Below are 13393 nucleotides of genomic sequence, written 5' to 3'. Positions count from 1 at the left end.
GGGGCACGTACATCAGGCTGCCACCCGGCCCGCAATGTGCACGCCGACCAGGCACGCCCCGGGCGTGCCATCATGATGCAGTTGCGGCGAAAAGGGCTCGTCGCTCCACCATAGGCCCTGGCGCGGCGCCAGGCGATTCTCGACCCCGCCCCGCTGCACCGTCCAGTTGCCGCGCCAGGCCAGCAACAGGCCGCCGGCCGAGGCCGGCGAAGCGGCCGGCTCGCGGTATAGCCGTAATTGGCCGCGCACGCGATCGCGACGCACCATCAGGTTGAGGTCGGTCGAGACGCCGCCTAGCAGTTGGCAGTGCAGCGGCACATCGCCGCTGAAGGCGAACGGTGCAAGCGCCGAATCCAGCCGCTGGTCGATCGCGCCGTCCTCGGAGCGCAACTGCACGCCATCTCCTTCCAGCAGCATGATGGTGCGATCCACGCCCGGAAAGGCCGAGAACGGCCCCGCCGCCGCAATGGTCGCCACGCTGACCCGCCAATCGAAGCCCGCGGTCCCCGCTCCGGGCGGCCAACTGGCGAGTTCGCGCGTGCTGCCGCCGCCGTTCTTCCAGGGCGTGGGGGTGATCGTATCGAGATGGAATATCTGGAGCATTGCCGGTTCCTGTATGCACATGGACAGCTTCAGGCTGCTTCCCGCAGGCTGGGAACCAGGCCGCTGAAGATGGACAAGCGATCGGGATGCATCGCCCACAGGCGCATGGTCTCCACATCGTCGGCAAGATAGCGGTCCTGGTCGACGAAGGCCACTTCCTGGCGAATCGCCCGCAGTACGCCTTCTAGCGTATCAGAGCTATGAGGCCCCTTAGGCGTGCGTTTGAGCTCGATGCCCTGCACCGCGGCCATGGCCTCGATTCCGACCACCACGGCGGTATTGCTTACCATCTCGGCCAGGCGCCGCGCGGCAAACGTGGCCATGGACACGTGATCTTCCTGGTTGGCCGAGGTGGGCAGGCTGTCCACGCTGGCCGGATGGGCCAGCGATTTGTTCTCCGAGGCCAGCGCGGCCGCGGTCACCTGGGCGATCATGAAGCCGGAATTCAGGCCGCTGTCGCGCACCAGGAAAGGAGGCAGGCCAGACAGGCCAGAGTCCAGCAACAGCGCCAGGCGCCGCTCCGAGATAGCCCCGATCTCGCTGATTGCCAGGGCGATGATGTCGGCGGCAAAAGCCACCGGCTCGGCATGAAAGTTGCCCCCCGAGATGACCTCGCCCGTATCGGAAAACACCAACGGGTTGTCCGAGGCGGCGTTGGCCTCGATTTCCAGCACCCTTGCGGCATGCTGGAGATTGTCCAGGCAGGCACCCATCACTTGCGGCACGCAGCGGATGGAATACGGATCCTGCACGCGCCCGCACTGGGCGTGCGAGGCCACGATGGCGCTGTCGGCCAACAGCTCGCGCAGGCTTTGCGCCACGGCAATCTGGCCGGCCTGGCCGCGCACGGCATGGATACGCGGGTCCAGGGGCTTGATCGAACCCTGGATGGCTTCCAGCGACAATGCGCCGGCCGTCAGCGCGCCGGCGAAGACTTGTTCGGCCACGAACAGGCCGGCCAGTGCCAGCGAGGTCGAGACCTGGGTGCCGTTGAGCAGCGCGAGCCCTTCCTTGGGCCCGAGCACGAAAGGCGCCAAGCCGACTTCGTGCAGGGCTTGCGCGCCGGGCACTTTGCGGCCGTCGGGCATCACGGCCTGGCCATCGCCGATCAGCACGCAAGCAAGGTGGGCCAGCGGCGCCAGGTCTCCGGAGGCGCCCACCGAACCCTTGGCCGGAATGCAAGGCACGACGCCGGCATTGAAAAGCGTGACCAGGGCGCGCACAAGCTCTGGCCGTACGCCGGAATAGCCGCGCAGCAGGCTTATGGCCTTGGTGGCGAGGATGAGCCGCACGACATCGGCGGGCAAGGCTTCGCCGGTGCCGACGCTGTGCGAAAGCACCAGGTTGCGCTGCAAGTCGGCCAGCCGGCCAGTGTCGATCCGGGTGCTGGCCAGCTTGCCGAATCCTGTGTTGATGCCATAGACCACCTGCCCGCTGGCCACGATGTCATTGACCGTGCCATGGGCCAGCGCCAGGCCGTCGAAAGTCTCGTCCGCGACGCGCAGGCAAACCTCTCCGGCATGCAGGCGGCGCAAGTCGCCCAAGCTCAGGGGGCGGGCGGTGAGGGTCAGTTCAGGCATGTTGGTCATGGAAATCTCTAATCATGTATATACAAGAATGAGCAAATAAAAGAGCAGCCGGCCGGGTACCCAGTTGAAGTCAATGATCCGGCCCCGGCCGGAACCGGCTGCCCAGGCTGTAGCGTGACGCGGGATTCAGGCAGCGCACCCAGGTCACCGGCACATCGCGAGACCAAGTGCGCCGCGTCAGTTGCAGGCAGGGCTCGCTTGCCTGCATGTCCAGTATGCGCGCTTGCTCGGGGGTTGGCATCACGGCATCCACCACATGTTCCACGAGGTCTGCAGGCACGGTAGCGAGCAGGATCTCGCCGGGCGTGCTGTGGCTGAAGTCCTGGTCCAGGAAATCCGGCACCATCTTCGGATTCACATAGCGGTCCTCCAGCTGGATGGGTACCCCGTTCTCGAAATGCACGCTGGCCATGTGAAAAATGGATTGGCCGGGAATCATGTCCAGCCAGACAGCGACATCGGGGGGCGCCGCGATCCGCTCGCGCGACAGGCAGTGCCAGCTGTGCTCATGGCCGCGGGCGCGGATTTCGTTGGCGATCGTCGCGATTTGCAGCAGCGTGGATTGCGGCTTGGCCTCGGCCACGAAACTGCCCACCCCGGCGATCCGGACGATACGACCAGCGCCGGCAAGTTCGCGCAAAGCCTTGTTGACTGTCATCCGCGATACGCCAAGCTCGGAAACCAATTGGTGCTCAGAGGGCAAGCGCTGTCCTGGCAACCAGGTTCCATCATGGATGCCCCGGATCACATGGGCCTTGATCTTTTCGTGCAGTGTCGTTGCCATTCCCGTAGAACCTATTGAATGGCCTGGCCAGGCTTCAGCCAGCTCATGGTTATTGGACGCGCATTGCAAATCGATCGCGGCCTAGATGCGCTTCGCTTCGCGGATGCTGCGCAAGAACGCCCGGGTCCGGTCGCCCTGGGGATCTCCGAAGATCTGCTCCGGCGGCCCTTCTTCATAGACGGCGCCATCGCACAAGAAGCATACCTTGGAGGCCACTTCGTTCGCAAAACCCATCTCGTGCGTGGCCAGCAGCATGGTCATGCCTTCATTGGCAAGCTCGCGCACGATGCCCAGGACTTCGGAAACCAGCTCAGGGTCGAGCGCCGAAGTGATCTCGTCGAGCAGCAGTACCATGGGATCCATGGCCAGGGCGCGCACGATGGCCACGCGTTGTTGCTGCCCTCCTGACATGCGATCGGGATATTCCCCGGCCTTGTGGGCCAGGCCGAAGCGCTTCAGCAGCGCCATGGCCCTGCCCTCGGCTTCATCGCGGGCCTGCTTCAATACGCGGATCGGTGCCAGGGTGACGTTGTCCAGCACCGTCATGTGGGGAAAGAGGTTGTAGCCCTGGAAGACGATGCCGATGTCACGGCGCAGCGAATTGACGTCCACCCCCGGACCGGTGATCCGCTCGCCATGCACGAGGATATCGCCCGAATCGATGGGCTCGAGCCCGTTGATGCAACGAAGCAGCGTGGACTTGCCCGAGCCTGAAGGTCCGATGAGGCAAACGACCTGGTGCTCTTCCACCGACATGGCCAAGCGGTTGATCACTACCAGGTCGCCATAGGATTTGGAGATATCCCGGATTTCGATGAATGGCATGCTCTACCCTAGTCTCTCATGCACCGCCCGCACGCATGCGGGCACGGTCGCGTTTCGCCATGCGTTCGACGAACCGGGTTTGCGGGACGGAAATCACGATGAACAGCAGCGCGACTGTCGTGGCGGCCGACAAGTTGTAGTAGTTGGAGGCGATCACCATCGATTGGTTGAAGGAATCGATGACGCCAACCACATTGACCAGCGCCGTATCCTTCTGCAGGGCGATGAAGGCGTTGAGCAGCGGCGGGATGATCTGCCGTATCCCCTGGGGCAGGACCACGAAGCGCAGGGTCTGCATATGGGACAGGCCCAGCGAGCGCGCCGCCGCGGTCTGGCTCCAGTGGATGCTCTGTATGCCCGCCCGGTAGATCTCGGCCACATAAGCGCCCACGGTCAGCGTCAAGGCGATGACCACATATGAGGTCGACGAAAGGTCCTTCAGCACGACCACGCCGGTCAGGGGCAGCCCGAAACCAACCAGATAAATCACCAGGACCGCGGGGATGGAGCGGAACACGTCGACGTAGGCCGTGGCCAGCAGGCGCAGGGGCTTGCCCGCCGGTCCGGGAGCGAACATGGCCAGGGCCACGACCAGGCCCCAGATCAGGACGAAGATCTCGGAGATGACGAAGATCTTGACGTTGATCCAGAACGCATCCAGAACCAGCGGGAAAGTCTGGACGATGAGCGGCACGAAGAAAAAGGTCTTCGCCACTGTCTGGTTATTGGCGAGCAGGAACTGGGCCAGCAGGACCACGATCAATTGCGCCAGCGTGTAGCCCAGTGCGATCCAGCTATACGTGCAGGCTTCCGAGCGCGCGATGCGCGCGGCGACGACGTCGTTTCGCCGCGCGGCGGCACTGACCTTGCGGCACCACCTGAAGGCGTTGAACAGGGGCAGCGCCACCAGGATGGCCGCCAGCGCCAGCAGGACCGTGCCCGCCGAGACCCACCAGCCATCGTGGCCGTTGGCCAATAAGGCCCCGCGCAGCGCCTGGATGGTGACGCCGCCGGACGCGATCGCGGCGATCACGCCCGCCAGCGCGAACAGGAACAGCCCCTTCGGCATGGACGGCATGCCGCCAATATTGAGCCGGCGCTGCTTATTGTTATTGGAGGCTCCGGCGTGCGCCTGCTGGCTTAGCTCGCTCATGCCCTCTTCCTCAAGGCGTGAAAAGCGGCACGTGGCTGGGTTCGTCGCCGAAAGTCGGCGTCAGGTACTTCGCCGCCAGCTTGTCGAACGTCCCGTCGTCGATCATCTCCTGGATGAGCGTGTTGAAGGCCTCCAGATTGGGCGAATCCTTGTTCACCAGGCCGCCCCAGCGTTCGCCGGTGTCGTAACGCCCCGCCACCCGGAACAGGCCGTTGGAGCGCTTGGCGCGCGCCAGCACATTGGGCGTGTCATACAGCACGGCATCGACCTGCCCGGCCGCCAGCGCCGCATACATGGGCGCAGTGTCGGTGTACACCTTGGGATGTTCCTTGGGCTTCACGTTTTCCATCAGGTAGTGATAGATGGTGCTGCCCTGAAGCACGCCCAGGCGCATGTTCTTGATGCTGTCCTGGTCGATCTTGGTGTCTGTCTTGACCAAGATGCCCTGGTCGGACGTGAAATAGGGAATGGTGAAGTCGACGACTTTCTTGCGCTGTTCGGTGATGGTGATTTCGCTAAGCGCGATGTCGAAACCCTTGGACTGGCCCGTCAGCACTTGAGCGAAAGAGCGGGTAACGATGTTCAGGCGGTCCAGGCCGGCGCGGTAGGCCATGTTGGCGGCCATGCAATACTCGAAGCCATCCTTGATGGTGGACGGCGAGTCGCCATTCCACCAGCCCGGCGACGGCAGGACCGGGCGTACCGACAGCGCGCCCGGTTCCGTGGTTTCCAGCTTCACCGAGCCCCGCTTGCCGCTGACTTCGCAATTGCCGAACTGCGGCGCGGCAAAAGCCGTCGCGCAGAGGCCCAGCAGGAACGGAACGGCGATTGCCTTCACGGCCGCCTGGCGGCGACCCGATTTCTTCATTGCAAGCTGCTTCATGGTGCTTCCCTCCTTGAACATGTTTGGCCAGACCTTCCCGGCCCGGAAGATGATCCCGGGGCTGGTGGCCAGGCTCTGGGTAATGCCAACGATGATTTTTCTGGTCGTACGATCAGCGCGCGCAGCGTGGTCTCGCCTGCCGGTGGCGCTGCCGCGTGCCGCCCGGTTCAGGCCGCGATGGCCGGTTGCGCGATACCGCCGCGCGGCTGGCCCGCACCCACGTCGCCCCACAGCACGGCGTGGTCCGCCGGTAGCGCGCGCGAATTGGGCACGGACAGCCACAGGCGCATCAGCATGCGGTCCTGGCCGGTGGTGACGTCATCCTTGAAAGCGGTACGCCCGTGATAGACGACGTGGTTATTCAGCAGTTGGATGTCGCCCGGAGAGAAGCGCATTTCGAAACAGACCTCTTCGGCCACGGCCATCAGCAGCTTGATGGCCTCGTGCTCGGCATCGGTCAGCTTGCGGCCCATGGGCAGCATCTGCGAATTCTCGATGTAGGTAAGCGAGAAATGGCTGGTCAGCTTGCCGTCGCGCACGCCGAAAATGGGCAGGTCGTAGACGACGTGCTCGCCGCCCGCTTCTTCGCCGAAGCGGCTGCGGGGAATGGCCTGGCACAGCAATGCATGCAGGTCGGGACGGCGGCGCAGGATCTCGTTGTAGACCGTGGCGCTGCTGGCCAGCTTGCTCACGCCGCCCTCGGAGGCCTGGCGCACGCACAGCAGGCCAACGACGTCGCAGCGATCGGTGTGAAAGCGCAGTTGTCCCGGCGACAGGGTACGCGCGCCGGAAGACAGGAATGGCTTGCCGGACGTATCGGTAGAGGCGCCATACAACTTGGCGCCCACGCCCATGCCTTCGTCCTTGATCTCGCGCATGACTTCGCCGCGGCGATTCTGGAACATCGCGGTACCCAGGTGTGCGCCCAGGCCGTACCACAGGCGACGCAGCTGTTCGGCGTCATAGCGGGCAACATCCAGCCCGCTCATCTTCACCATACCCGAGCCGTTCTCCAGTTCTTCACGCACGTCATCGAAATAGGGTTCGGCACCCGGCAGCGGGAAATTCTCGCGATTGATCTTGCGCCACGGCACGTCTTTGGTCTTGTGAACGGCCGTGTCGATCGCATCCAGCACGGCGGCGGGAAACTGCTTGGCCCACCGTGGGTTGCTTGCGATCTCATTACCCTGCCAAACGCAGGCGCCTTGCAGAAAACTCGACTCCGACATGAAGCTCTCTCCGGACAGAGGGGTGGGTATTGTGCCAGGATAGGAAATCCCGCGAGAAAAACACGTTGCCTAGGGTTGTATAGACAAGTGGCTCACGATACGCCTCGGTCCGGGGATGTGCAAACACAAAAAAACGTCTTTAAGGGAAAATCCTTAGGGTCGCCCGGCTTTCACTTCCGCGTGGTCAGGATGCGAGGAATGTCCGCACGCCCTCGGCCGCCGTCACGCCGCTGGCCATGCATGCCGTCAGCAGATACCCGCCGGTGGGCGCTTCCCAGTCGAGCATTTCGCCTGCGCAGAAAATGCCCGGCGCGGCCTTGAGCATCAGCGCTTCGTCGGCCGCTTCCAGGCGCACGCCCCCCGCACTGCTGATGGCTTCGTCGATCGGGCGCGGGCGCAGCAGGCGCAGCGGCAACGCCTTGATGCAGCGGGCCAGCAGCGCCATATCCTGCCAGGCCAGCGGGTCCGCGCACTCGCGCAGCAGCGCGGCCTTGACACCCTTGAGCCCCAACCGGCTCTGCAGATGGCTGGCCATGGAGCGCGCGCCGCGCGGATGCGAGACTTGCGCAAGGACACGCTCGGCCGACAGATCGGGCAGCAGGTCGACCCAGGCAAGCGTTGCGCCATTTGCGTCGATGGCATCGCGCAACCCGGCCGACAAGGCATAGACCAGGCTGCCTTCGATGCCCGACGCGGCCAGCATGAATTCGCCGCGCCGCCATGCCCCAGGCACGCTGTCATTGTCCAGTGCCATGGCAACCGACTTGACCGGCATGCCGGCGCAGCGCTCGCGCAGGTGCGCGCTCCAGTTGGTGTCGAAGCCGCAATTGGCCGGGTGCAACGGCGCCATGTCCACGCCGTGCGCCTGCAAGCCGGCGGCCCATGCGCCGTCCGAACCCAGCCGGGCCCAACTGGCGCCGCCCAGCGCCAGGATGGCGGCATCGGCGCGCACGGCCAGCACGCCCTGCGGCGTCTCGAAATGCAGTGCCTGCGGGCCGGCTGCTTCGCCGGCGGCCCAGCCGTTCCAGCGGTGCCGCATATGAAAGCGCACGCCTGCGGCGCGCAGCCGCGACAGCCAGGCGCGCAATAGCGGCGCAGCCTTCATTTCAAGGGGAAACACGCGGCCCGACGAGCCGACGAATGTATCGATGCCCAGCCCATGCGCCCAATCGCGCAAGGCCTGGGCATCAAGGCGGCGCAGCCATGCGGCCACGGCCGTGCTGCGCCCGCCATAGCGTTGATTGAAACGCTCGGCCGGTTCGCTGTGGGTCAGGTTCAGCCCGCCGCGGCCGGCCAGCAGGAATTTGCGCCCCACCGACGGCATGCCGTCGTAGACATCGGCCTGTATGCCTAGTCGAGCCAGGGTTTCGGCCGCCATCAGGCCGGCGGGGCCACCGCCGATGATGGCGACGCGGACACAAGCGTGGGAGATGGGCGGGGTGGAGTCGGGCATGGATGGGGAGAGCGGGAGGCGTGCGAGGCGATTGTCGCACGCCAGCGCCTTCACGGATCGCCGAGAAAGGTGGCGAACTCCCGAACAGGTGCGCGCTGCCGGGGAAACTGATTGGCCGAATGCGACAGGTCCGCATGGCCGATGGCCACGCCGCAGAACAGCATCATGCCCTCGGCGGGCTGCACGTAGGCGTCCACGCTGCGCGCGTAGCGCGCCCAGCACTCTTGCGGACAGCTGTGCAGACCTTCTTCACGCAACAGCAGCATGAGCGACATCAAGTACATGCCCAAGTCTGCCCATTGCGGCTTTCCATGGCCGCGCTCGACATAGCAGAACAGGCCGACAGGGGCATCGAAAAAGCGATAGTTACGCTCGTGCCATGCCCGCCGTGCGGCTGCATCGTCCCGGGCAATGCCCAGGCTGCCATAAAGTGCCTCGCCAAAAGCCACCCGCCGTTCTTTGTAGGGAGACTGCAACGGGGAAGGATAGATGTTGTATTCAACACCTTCGCCGTGTCCGGCCTCGCCCTCGGGAAAAGCCCGAACCCGCTCTGTCATGATGGTCTTCAGGTCGTCAAGGACCCGGCCGCGCAGGACATAGAGGTGCCAGGGCTGAAGATTGCCGCCGGAAGGCGCCAGCGACGCCCGCGCGATAACGCGCTGCAGGACAGCGTCATCGACGGGCTGGGCCGTGAATGCGCGCACTGAGCGCCGCGACGACAACGCGGCACTGACGGAGCCGGCCGGATCCATACTCATGCGGCACCCTCCTGCTTGCGCACCCGCATGAGCGGCGTACCGTTCTCTATGGTGTCGAAGACGATTTCGATTGCATCGCCGATATTCGGCCCGCCCTCGTATTGCTGGCACGGATTGGCGAAGATGCGCAGGCCGCAATCGAGTTCTACCAGCAATACGGCATAGGGTACGGCAACGTCCTTGAAATAGGGTTTGTGAAAGCGGCACCATGAAAGCACGCGGCCGCCGCGCCCCACCGTACGCCAGATATGCTCGGCGCTGCCGCAGGCGGTGCAAACCGGGGCGCAAGGCAGGCGCGCAGCGGCGCACTGGACGCAACATTGCACAGCCAGTTCGCCGCGCCGGGCGGCCTCCCAATGGGGCGCGTTGGCGGGATCGATCTGGGCGAGCATGGCAGGGCTGGGTTTCATGGCGCCTCCGAGAAAATTGCCGAACTGCTGACCGGCGACGCGCACATATAGTGCACATTGCCCGCGTCCGCCACCTGGCGGCCTTGCGCCTGTCCGCGGACCTGCCGCACGGCTTCGGCGATGAGTGCCCAGCCCTGCATGTAGCTCTCCGAAAGATGCCCGCCGCTGGTGTTGGCCGGATAGCGCCCCTGCAGCGACAGGTGCCCCTGCTTGACCCATGGGCCAGACTCGCCGGGATCGCAGTAGCCAAAACCCTCTAGCGAAAAAAGCACGGTCGGCGTGAAATTGTCGTAGATCATGAGCGCATGCATATCGGTCGGAGCCAGGTCCGCCATCCGGTACAGCCGCTTGCCGATGTCTTGCATGGCGCCATGCCAGTAATCATCAGGGGGAAAGCCCGAATCCCGCATCCGTGTCTGCGTCGCCACTGCCCGCAGGTAGACGGGTGGCTGTGGCAGGTCGTGCGCCGCATCGGCGTGGGTAAGCACGAGCGCCACGCCACCGTCGTTGATCAAGCAGTAGTCCGGCAGGCGCAGAGGCTCGGCGATGTAGCGGGAGTTGCGGTGATCGTCCAGGGTCAACGGCTTGCGCATGACCGCCGCGGGATTCAGGCCGGCGTGCCGTCGAAAAGTGGAAGCGATGACCCCCAGTGCGTCATCGTCCGTGCCATATTGCGCAGCGTGGCGCGCGTACATCATGGCATGCACCGCGCCAGGCGAGGTCATGCCGTATGCCTGCCAGAATGTGGCGTCGCCGTTTCCGTAGCGGTCGTCCAGGCCACCGTAAGTGGCCCCGCGCGAACGGCCATCATTGCCATAGACCAGCGCAACCGTCCGCGCCGCCCCCGAGGCGATGAGGCTGGCGCCAAGCTCCAGGGCTACGCCCGCCATCCGGCCCTGGCCCTGCAGCGCGAAGGCCGTGCGCGGGTCAGCACCCGCCAACTGGCAGAACCGCTGATATGACGGGATACGGATCGTGATGACGGCATCAAGGTCGCAGGCCTGCCTGCCGGCGTCTTCCAGGGCCGAGCGCAGGGCTTGGGCGCCGAGGGTATAGGCGTCCTCTGTATCGAAGACGCCAAAGCGGGTAACGCCAATGCCAGCCACCACCGCCTTGCTGCGCAAAGGATGCATGATTCAGACCTCCGTGTTGGCGGCCGTGGCCGAAGAAAGGAAGCGTGCCTGCGGAAGGCCCTGCACGTCGATACGGTGGGCCAGAGTGGCTCCCGCCAGCGGCTGGCCCCGGAATGACGCCTCGGGGTAGCGCAGGCTGGTGATGTACAGGCCCCCCGCACCGAAGGCGCAATGAGTGGGATGGCTGACTGGCGTTTCGAGATAGTCGATGAGCCGGCCATCGGGTGCATACCGATCGATCCGCCCGCCGCCCGCACGCGCGCTCCACAGGCACCCATCGGCATCGACAGTGCAGCCGTCTGGGCGCCCCGGAGCGGCGTCGAGCTGGGCAAAGACGGTACGTTCGGCGGGCAGGCCATCGCGCAGCACATAGCGAAAAATGGTGCGACGCTGAGTGTCAGAGAAGTACAGGGTGCCGCCATCCGGGCTGAAACAGACCCCGTTGCCGAGCGCCGCCGATGTGCCGAAGGACTGGCGGCCGCCGGCGGAGTCCATGCGCGCCAGCGAGCCTATGTCCCGCTTGAGTTCCCTGTCCATGGTGCTGATCCAGAGCGCACCGTCGGGGCCGCAGCGCCCATCATTGAAGCGCTCGTTCTCGGACGGCGGGGACAGGCCAAGGTCGGCGACCTGCCGGCCGCTGCCCAAGTCCAGTTCGACGACGCTCCGGCGCATTGCCACCACCAGGCGCCCGGGATGGGACAGGAATATCGACGCGACCGGCCTGGGCAATGCGTAGCGGCGCACCCCGGCACCGGGCGAGAGCCGATAAACGGCCGGGTTGGCGGCGTCCACCCAGTACAGCTCGCCGCTGGCGTCGTCCCATAGCGGATTCTCGCCCAGGAGCGCACGCTCGTCGGAACACCAGAGCGGGGAAAACGTCAATTTCATACGGTATGCTCCCGTATCGCCAGGCTGGCCAGCAGGTGCTTGGCGATCTTGCCGCTAGACGTCATGGGCCACACGGCGGGCGCCACGAGATGGATACGGGCCGGCACCTTATGGGGCGCCATCTTCTGCCTGCACCATGCCTGAATACCGGCGGCGTCCAGCCCGCCAGCCTGCGGGCCGACCTCGACGTAGGCGACAACCACCTCGCCCTTGTTCGCGTCCGGTTCTCCAAGGACAGCCGCGATATTGATATGTGGATGACGCATCAGAAGCGTCTCAACCTCGGCAGCGGTCACGTTTTCTCCCCCGACTTTGATGAGATCCTTGGCACGGCCGATGAATTCGTATCGGCCCTCTTCCGTTTCCCGCATCAAGTCGCCGCTGCGGAACCATTCTTGCTCATCGAACAGGCGGCTCTTCTCTTGCGCGGGCAGATCCAGGTAATCAAGCAGCTTGTGCCCGCGCGTCATCACCATGCCGACCTGCCCCCGGGGCGTCGGCTCGCCGCTCGCTGGATCCACCAGCTTGATCTCTACTTCCGTAAAGGGATAGCCGCAACTTGCGCAAGCCTGTTCAATGGAATCGTCGGGCAGTGTGCTCAGCACGAAACCGCCGTACTCGGTCATGCCATAGGTATGGATCATGCGCGCGATGCCGATCCGATCGCGGATTTGCCGCATTTCCTCGAGCGACAAGGTAGAGCCGCCGAAGTAACCCAATCGCACGCTGCGAAAAGCCTCTGGCTCGAAAGACGGATCCTGCACCAGGGCCTTGAGCATGAGCGGATTGCCAGACAGGATCGTGACGGCCTCATCACGGCAGCGCACAATCATTTCCTCGGCCGTGAAACGGTCGCCCACCACGGACAGCGCGCCGTGGAGCATGGGCGCGAGCAGGCACCAGAAATGCCCGGCGATATAGAACAAGGGGCGCGTCATGAGGATGCGGTCTTGCGGCCTGTAGCCCGCCAACGTGCTCCAGCGCCAGGCCATGTCCACAGCAGACTGCGGCAGCAGAGCACCTTTGGGCGCGCTGGTCGTGCCGGAAGTCCAGAACAACCACATGGGGTCCTGCGGCTGGCGCCTGGCGGCGAACGCTTCCAGGTCCACGCGGCTGGCATCGGCGTCCCTGGATATCGCTGCATAGTGCTGGGTACCCGCCATGGCTGCGCCTTGCATGAGTACGATATCGTGCAAATCCGGCAAGGCCTCTATGCTTGCGCGTGTACCTTGGCCAAGCTCGCGGTCGCCAGCGATCTCGCGCAGCCGCGCAAGAAAGTCGTTGCTCAGGAACCGGTCTTGCGTAAACAGGACCGTGGCCGCCGAGCGCTGCAGGGCGCTGACCAGTTCGTCGGCGCGATAGCGGATGTTCAACGGCACCAGACACACCCCCAGCATGGCAGCGGCGTAGGTCAGGACAGCCCAATCGTAGCCATTGGGCAGGCAGATGGCGGCCCGCGTGCCGGCAGCAAGCCCAAGCCGCTGCATGACGGCGACGGCGACCCGCACATCTTCGCCCAGTTCCGCGTACGTCCTGGCGGGCATGCCGGGCGGCTTGATGGCATCCCGGCCGGCATGCTGGCGCAGGCTGTCCAGGAAGGCACGCGCGACCGTTTGAGGCCCGCCGGCCAGGGACGTGCGCAATTCCTGGGCTTTCCTGGCCGCTGTTGGCGCTTGACTCATTTC

The 13393-nt window shown here is 64.9% G+C and carries 13 protein-coding genes; all 13 read right to left on the bottom strand.

The window, feature by feature from the left end:
* Positions 1-12: 12 nt before the first annotated feature.
* Entirely contained in the window at positions 13-603 is a 591-nt protein-coding gene (locus tag KW845_RS04115; protein ID WP_218367886.1) for a HutD family protein, read from the bottom strand.
* 29 nt (positions 604-632) lie between these two features.
* Positions 633-2192, bottom strand: coding sequence for a histidine ammonia-lyase (gene hutH / locus KW845_RS04110; RefSeq protein ID WP_218367885.1), 1560 nt, complete (start codon positions 2190-2192; stop codon positions 633-635).
* Positions 2193-2262: 70 nt separating this feature from the next.
* Entirely contained in the window at positions 2263-2976 is a 714-nt protein-coding gene (hutC, locus tag KW845_RS04105; RefSeq protein ID WP_218367884.1) for a histidine utilization repressor, read from the bottom strand.
* Between the two features lie 81 nt (positions 2977-3057).
* Positions 3058-3801, bottom strand: coding sequence for an amino acid ABC transporter ATP-binding protein (locus KW845_RS04100; RefSeq protein WP_218367883.1), 744 nt, complete (start codon positions 3799-3801; stop codon positions 3058-3060).
* Between the two features lie 16 nt (positions 3802-3817).
* Complete coding sequence (locus KW845_RS04095; protein ID WP_218367882.1) at positions 3818-4954, bottom strand: amino acid ABC transporter permease; 1137 nt, start codon at positions 4952-4954, stop codon at positions 3818-3820.
* Between the two features lie 10 nt (positions 4955-4964).
* A complete protein-coding gene (locus KW845_RS04090) occupies positions 4965-5837 on the bottom strand; it encodes an ABC transporter substrate-binding protein (protein ID WP_218367881.1) in 873 nt (290 codons plus the stop codon).
* 167 nt (positions 5838-6004) lie between these two features.
* Positions 6005-7066: a TauD/TfdA family dioxygenase gene (locus KW845_RS04085; RefSeq protein WP_218367880.1), complete on the bottom strand. Its 1062-nt coding sequence runs from the start codon at positions 7064-7066 to the stop codon at positions 6005-6007.
* Positions 7067-7250: 184 nt separating this feature from the next.
* Positions 7251-8519 carry a TIGR03862 family flavoprotein gene (locus tag KW845_RS04080; protein ID WP_218367879.1) on the bottom strand — a complete coding sequence of 423 codons (1269 nt, stop codon included), beginning with the start codon at positions 8517-8519 and terminating at the stop codon, positions 7251-7253.
* 50 nt (positions 8520-8569) lie between these two features.
* A complete protein-coding gene (locus KW845_RS04075) occupies positions 8570-9271 on the bottom strand; it encodes a nitroreductase (RefSeq protein WP_218367878.1) in 702 nt (233 codons plus the stop codon).
* A 2-nt stretch (positions 9272-9273) separates the two neighbouring features.
* Entirely contained in the window at positions 9274-9687 is a 414-nt protein-coding gene (locus KW845_RS04070; RefSeq protein ID WP_218367877.1) for a Zn-ribbon domain-containing OB-fold protein, read from the bottom strand.
* A complete protein-coding gene (locus KW845_RS04065; RefSeq protein WP_255592365.1) occupies positions 9684-10820 on the bottom strand; it encodes a thiolase family protein in 1137 nt (378 codons plus the stop codon). Before KW845_RS04065 ends, KW845_RS04070 begins: the two co-directional genes overlap by 4 nt.
* A gap of 3 nt (positions 10821-10823) precedes the next feature.
* The gene (locus tag KW845_RS04060; protein ID WP_218367876.1) at positions 10824-11708 is read right to left on the bottom strand and encodes an SMP-30/gluconolactonase/LRE family protein; all 885 of its coding nucleotides are present in this window, start codon (positions 11706-11708) and stop codon (positions 10824-10826) included.
* Complete coding sequence (locus tag KW845_RS04055; RefSeq protein ID WP_218367875.1) at positions 11705-13390, bottom strand: class I adenylate-forming enzyme family protein; 1686 nt, start codon at positions 13388-13390, stop codon at positions 11705-11707. The genes KW845_RS04060 and KW845_RS04055 overlap by 4 nt, the downstream gene beginning before the upstream one ends.
* Positions 13391-13393: the final 3 nt, after the last annotated feature.

The sequence above is a fragment of the Bordetella sp. BOR01 genome, from assembly GCF_019218885.1.
GTDB lineage: Bacteria > Pseudomonadota > Gammaproteobacteria > Burkholderiales > Burkholderiaceae_B > Bordetella_A.
Note: the sequence above shows the minus strand (reverse complement) of the source record. Positions and strands in the feature narration are given on the sequence as shown.

Bases quoted from the DNA above. Each gene is read 5' to 3' on its own strand.
- KW845_RS04115 (WP_218367886.1), bottom strand. From the start codon at position 603: ATGCTCCAGATATTCCATCTCGATACGATCACCCCCACGCCCTGGAAG.
- hutH (WP_218367885.1), bottom strand. From the start codon at position 2,192: ATGACCAACATGCCTGAACTGACCCTCACCGCCCGCCCCCTGAGCTTG.
- hutC (WP_218367884.1), bottom strand. From the start codon at position 2,976: ATGGCAACGACACTGCACGAAAAGATCAAGGCCCATGTGATCCGGGGC.
- KW845_RS04100 (WP_218367883.1), bottom strand. From the start codon at position 3,801: ATGCCATTCATCGAAATCCGGGATATCTCCAAATCCTATGGCGACCTG.
- KW845_RS04095 (WP_218367882.1), bottom strand. From the start codon at position 4,954: ATGAGCGAGCTAAGCCAGCAGGCGCACGCCGGAGCCTCCAATAACAAT.
- KW845_RS04090 (WP_218367881.1), bottom strand. From the start codon at position 5,837: ATGAAGCAGCTTGCAATGAAGAAATCGGGTCGCCGCCAGGCGGCCGTG.
- KW845_RS04085 (WP_218367880.1), bottom strand. From the start codon at position 7,066: ATGTCGGAGTCGAGTTTTCTGCAAGGCGCCTGCGTTTGGCAGGGTAAT.
- KW845_RS04080 (WP_218367879.1), bottom strand. From the start codon at position 8,519: ATGCCCGACTCCACCCCGCCCATCTCCCACGCTTGTGTCCGCGTCGCC.
- KW845_RS04075 (WP_218367878.1), bottom strand. From the start codon at position 9,271: ATGGATCCGGCCGGCTCCGTCAGTGCCGCGTTGTCGTCGCGGCGCTCA.
- KW845_RS04070 (WP_218367877.1), bottom strand. From the start codon at position 9,687: ATGAAACCCAGCCCTGCCATGCTCGCCCAGATCGATCCCGCCAACGCG.
- KW845_RS04065 (WP_255592365.1), bottom strand. From the start codon at position 10,820: ATGCATCCTTTGCGCAGCAAGGCGGTGGTGGCTGGCATTGGCGTTACC.
- KW845_RS04060 (WP_218367876.1), bottom strand. From the start codon at position 11,708: ATGAAATTGACGTTTTCCCCGCTCTGGTGTTCCGACGAGCGTGCGCTC.
- KW845_RS04055 (WP_218367875.1), bottom strand. From the start codon at position 13,390: ATGAGTCAAGCGCCAACAGCGGCCAGGAAAGCCCAGGAATTGCGCACG.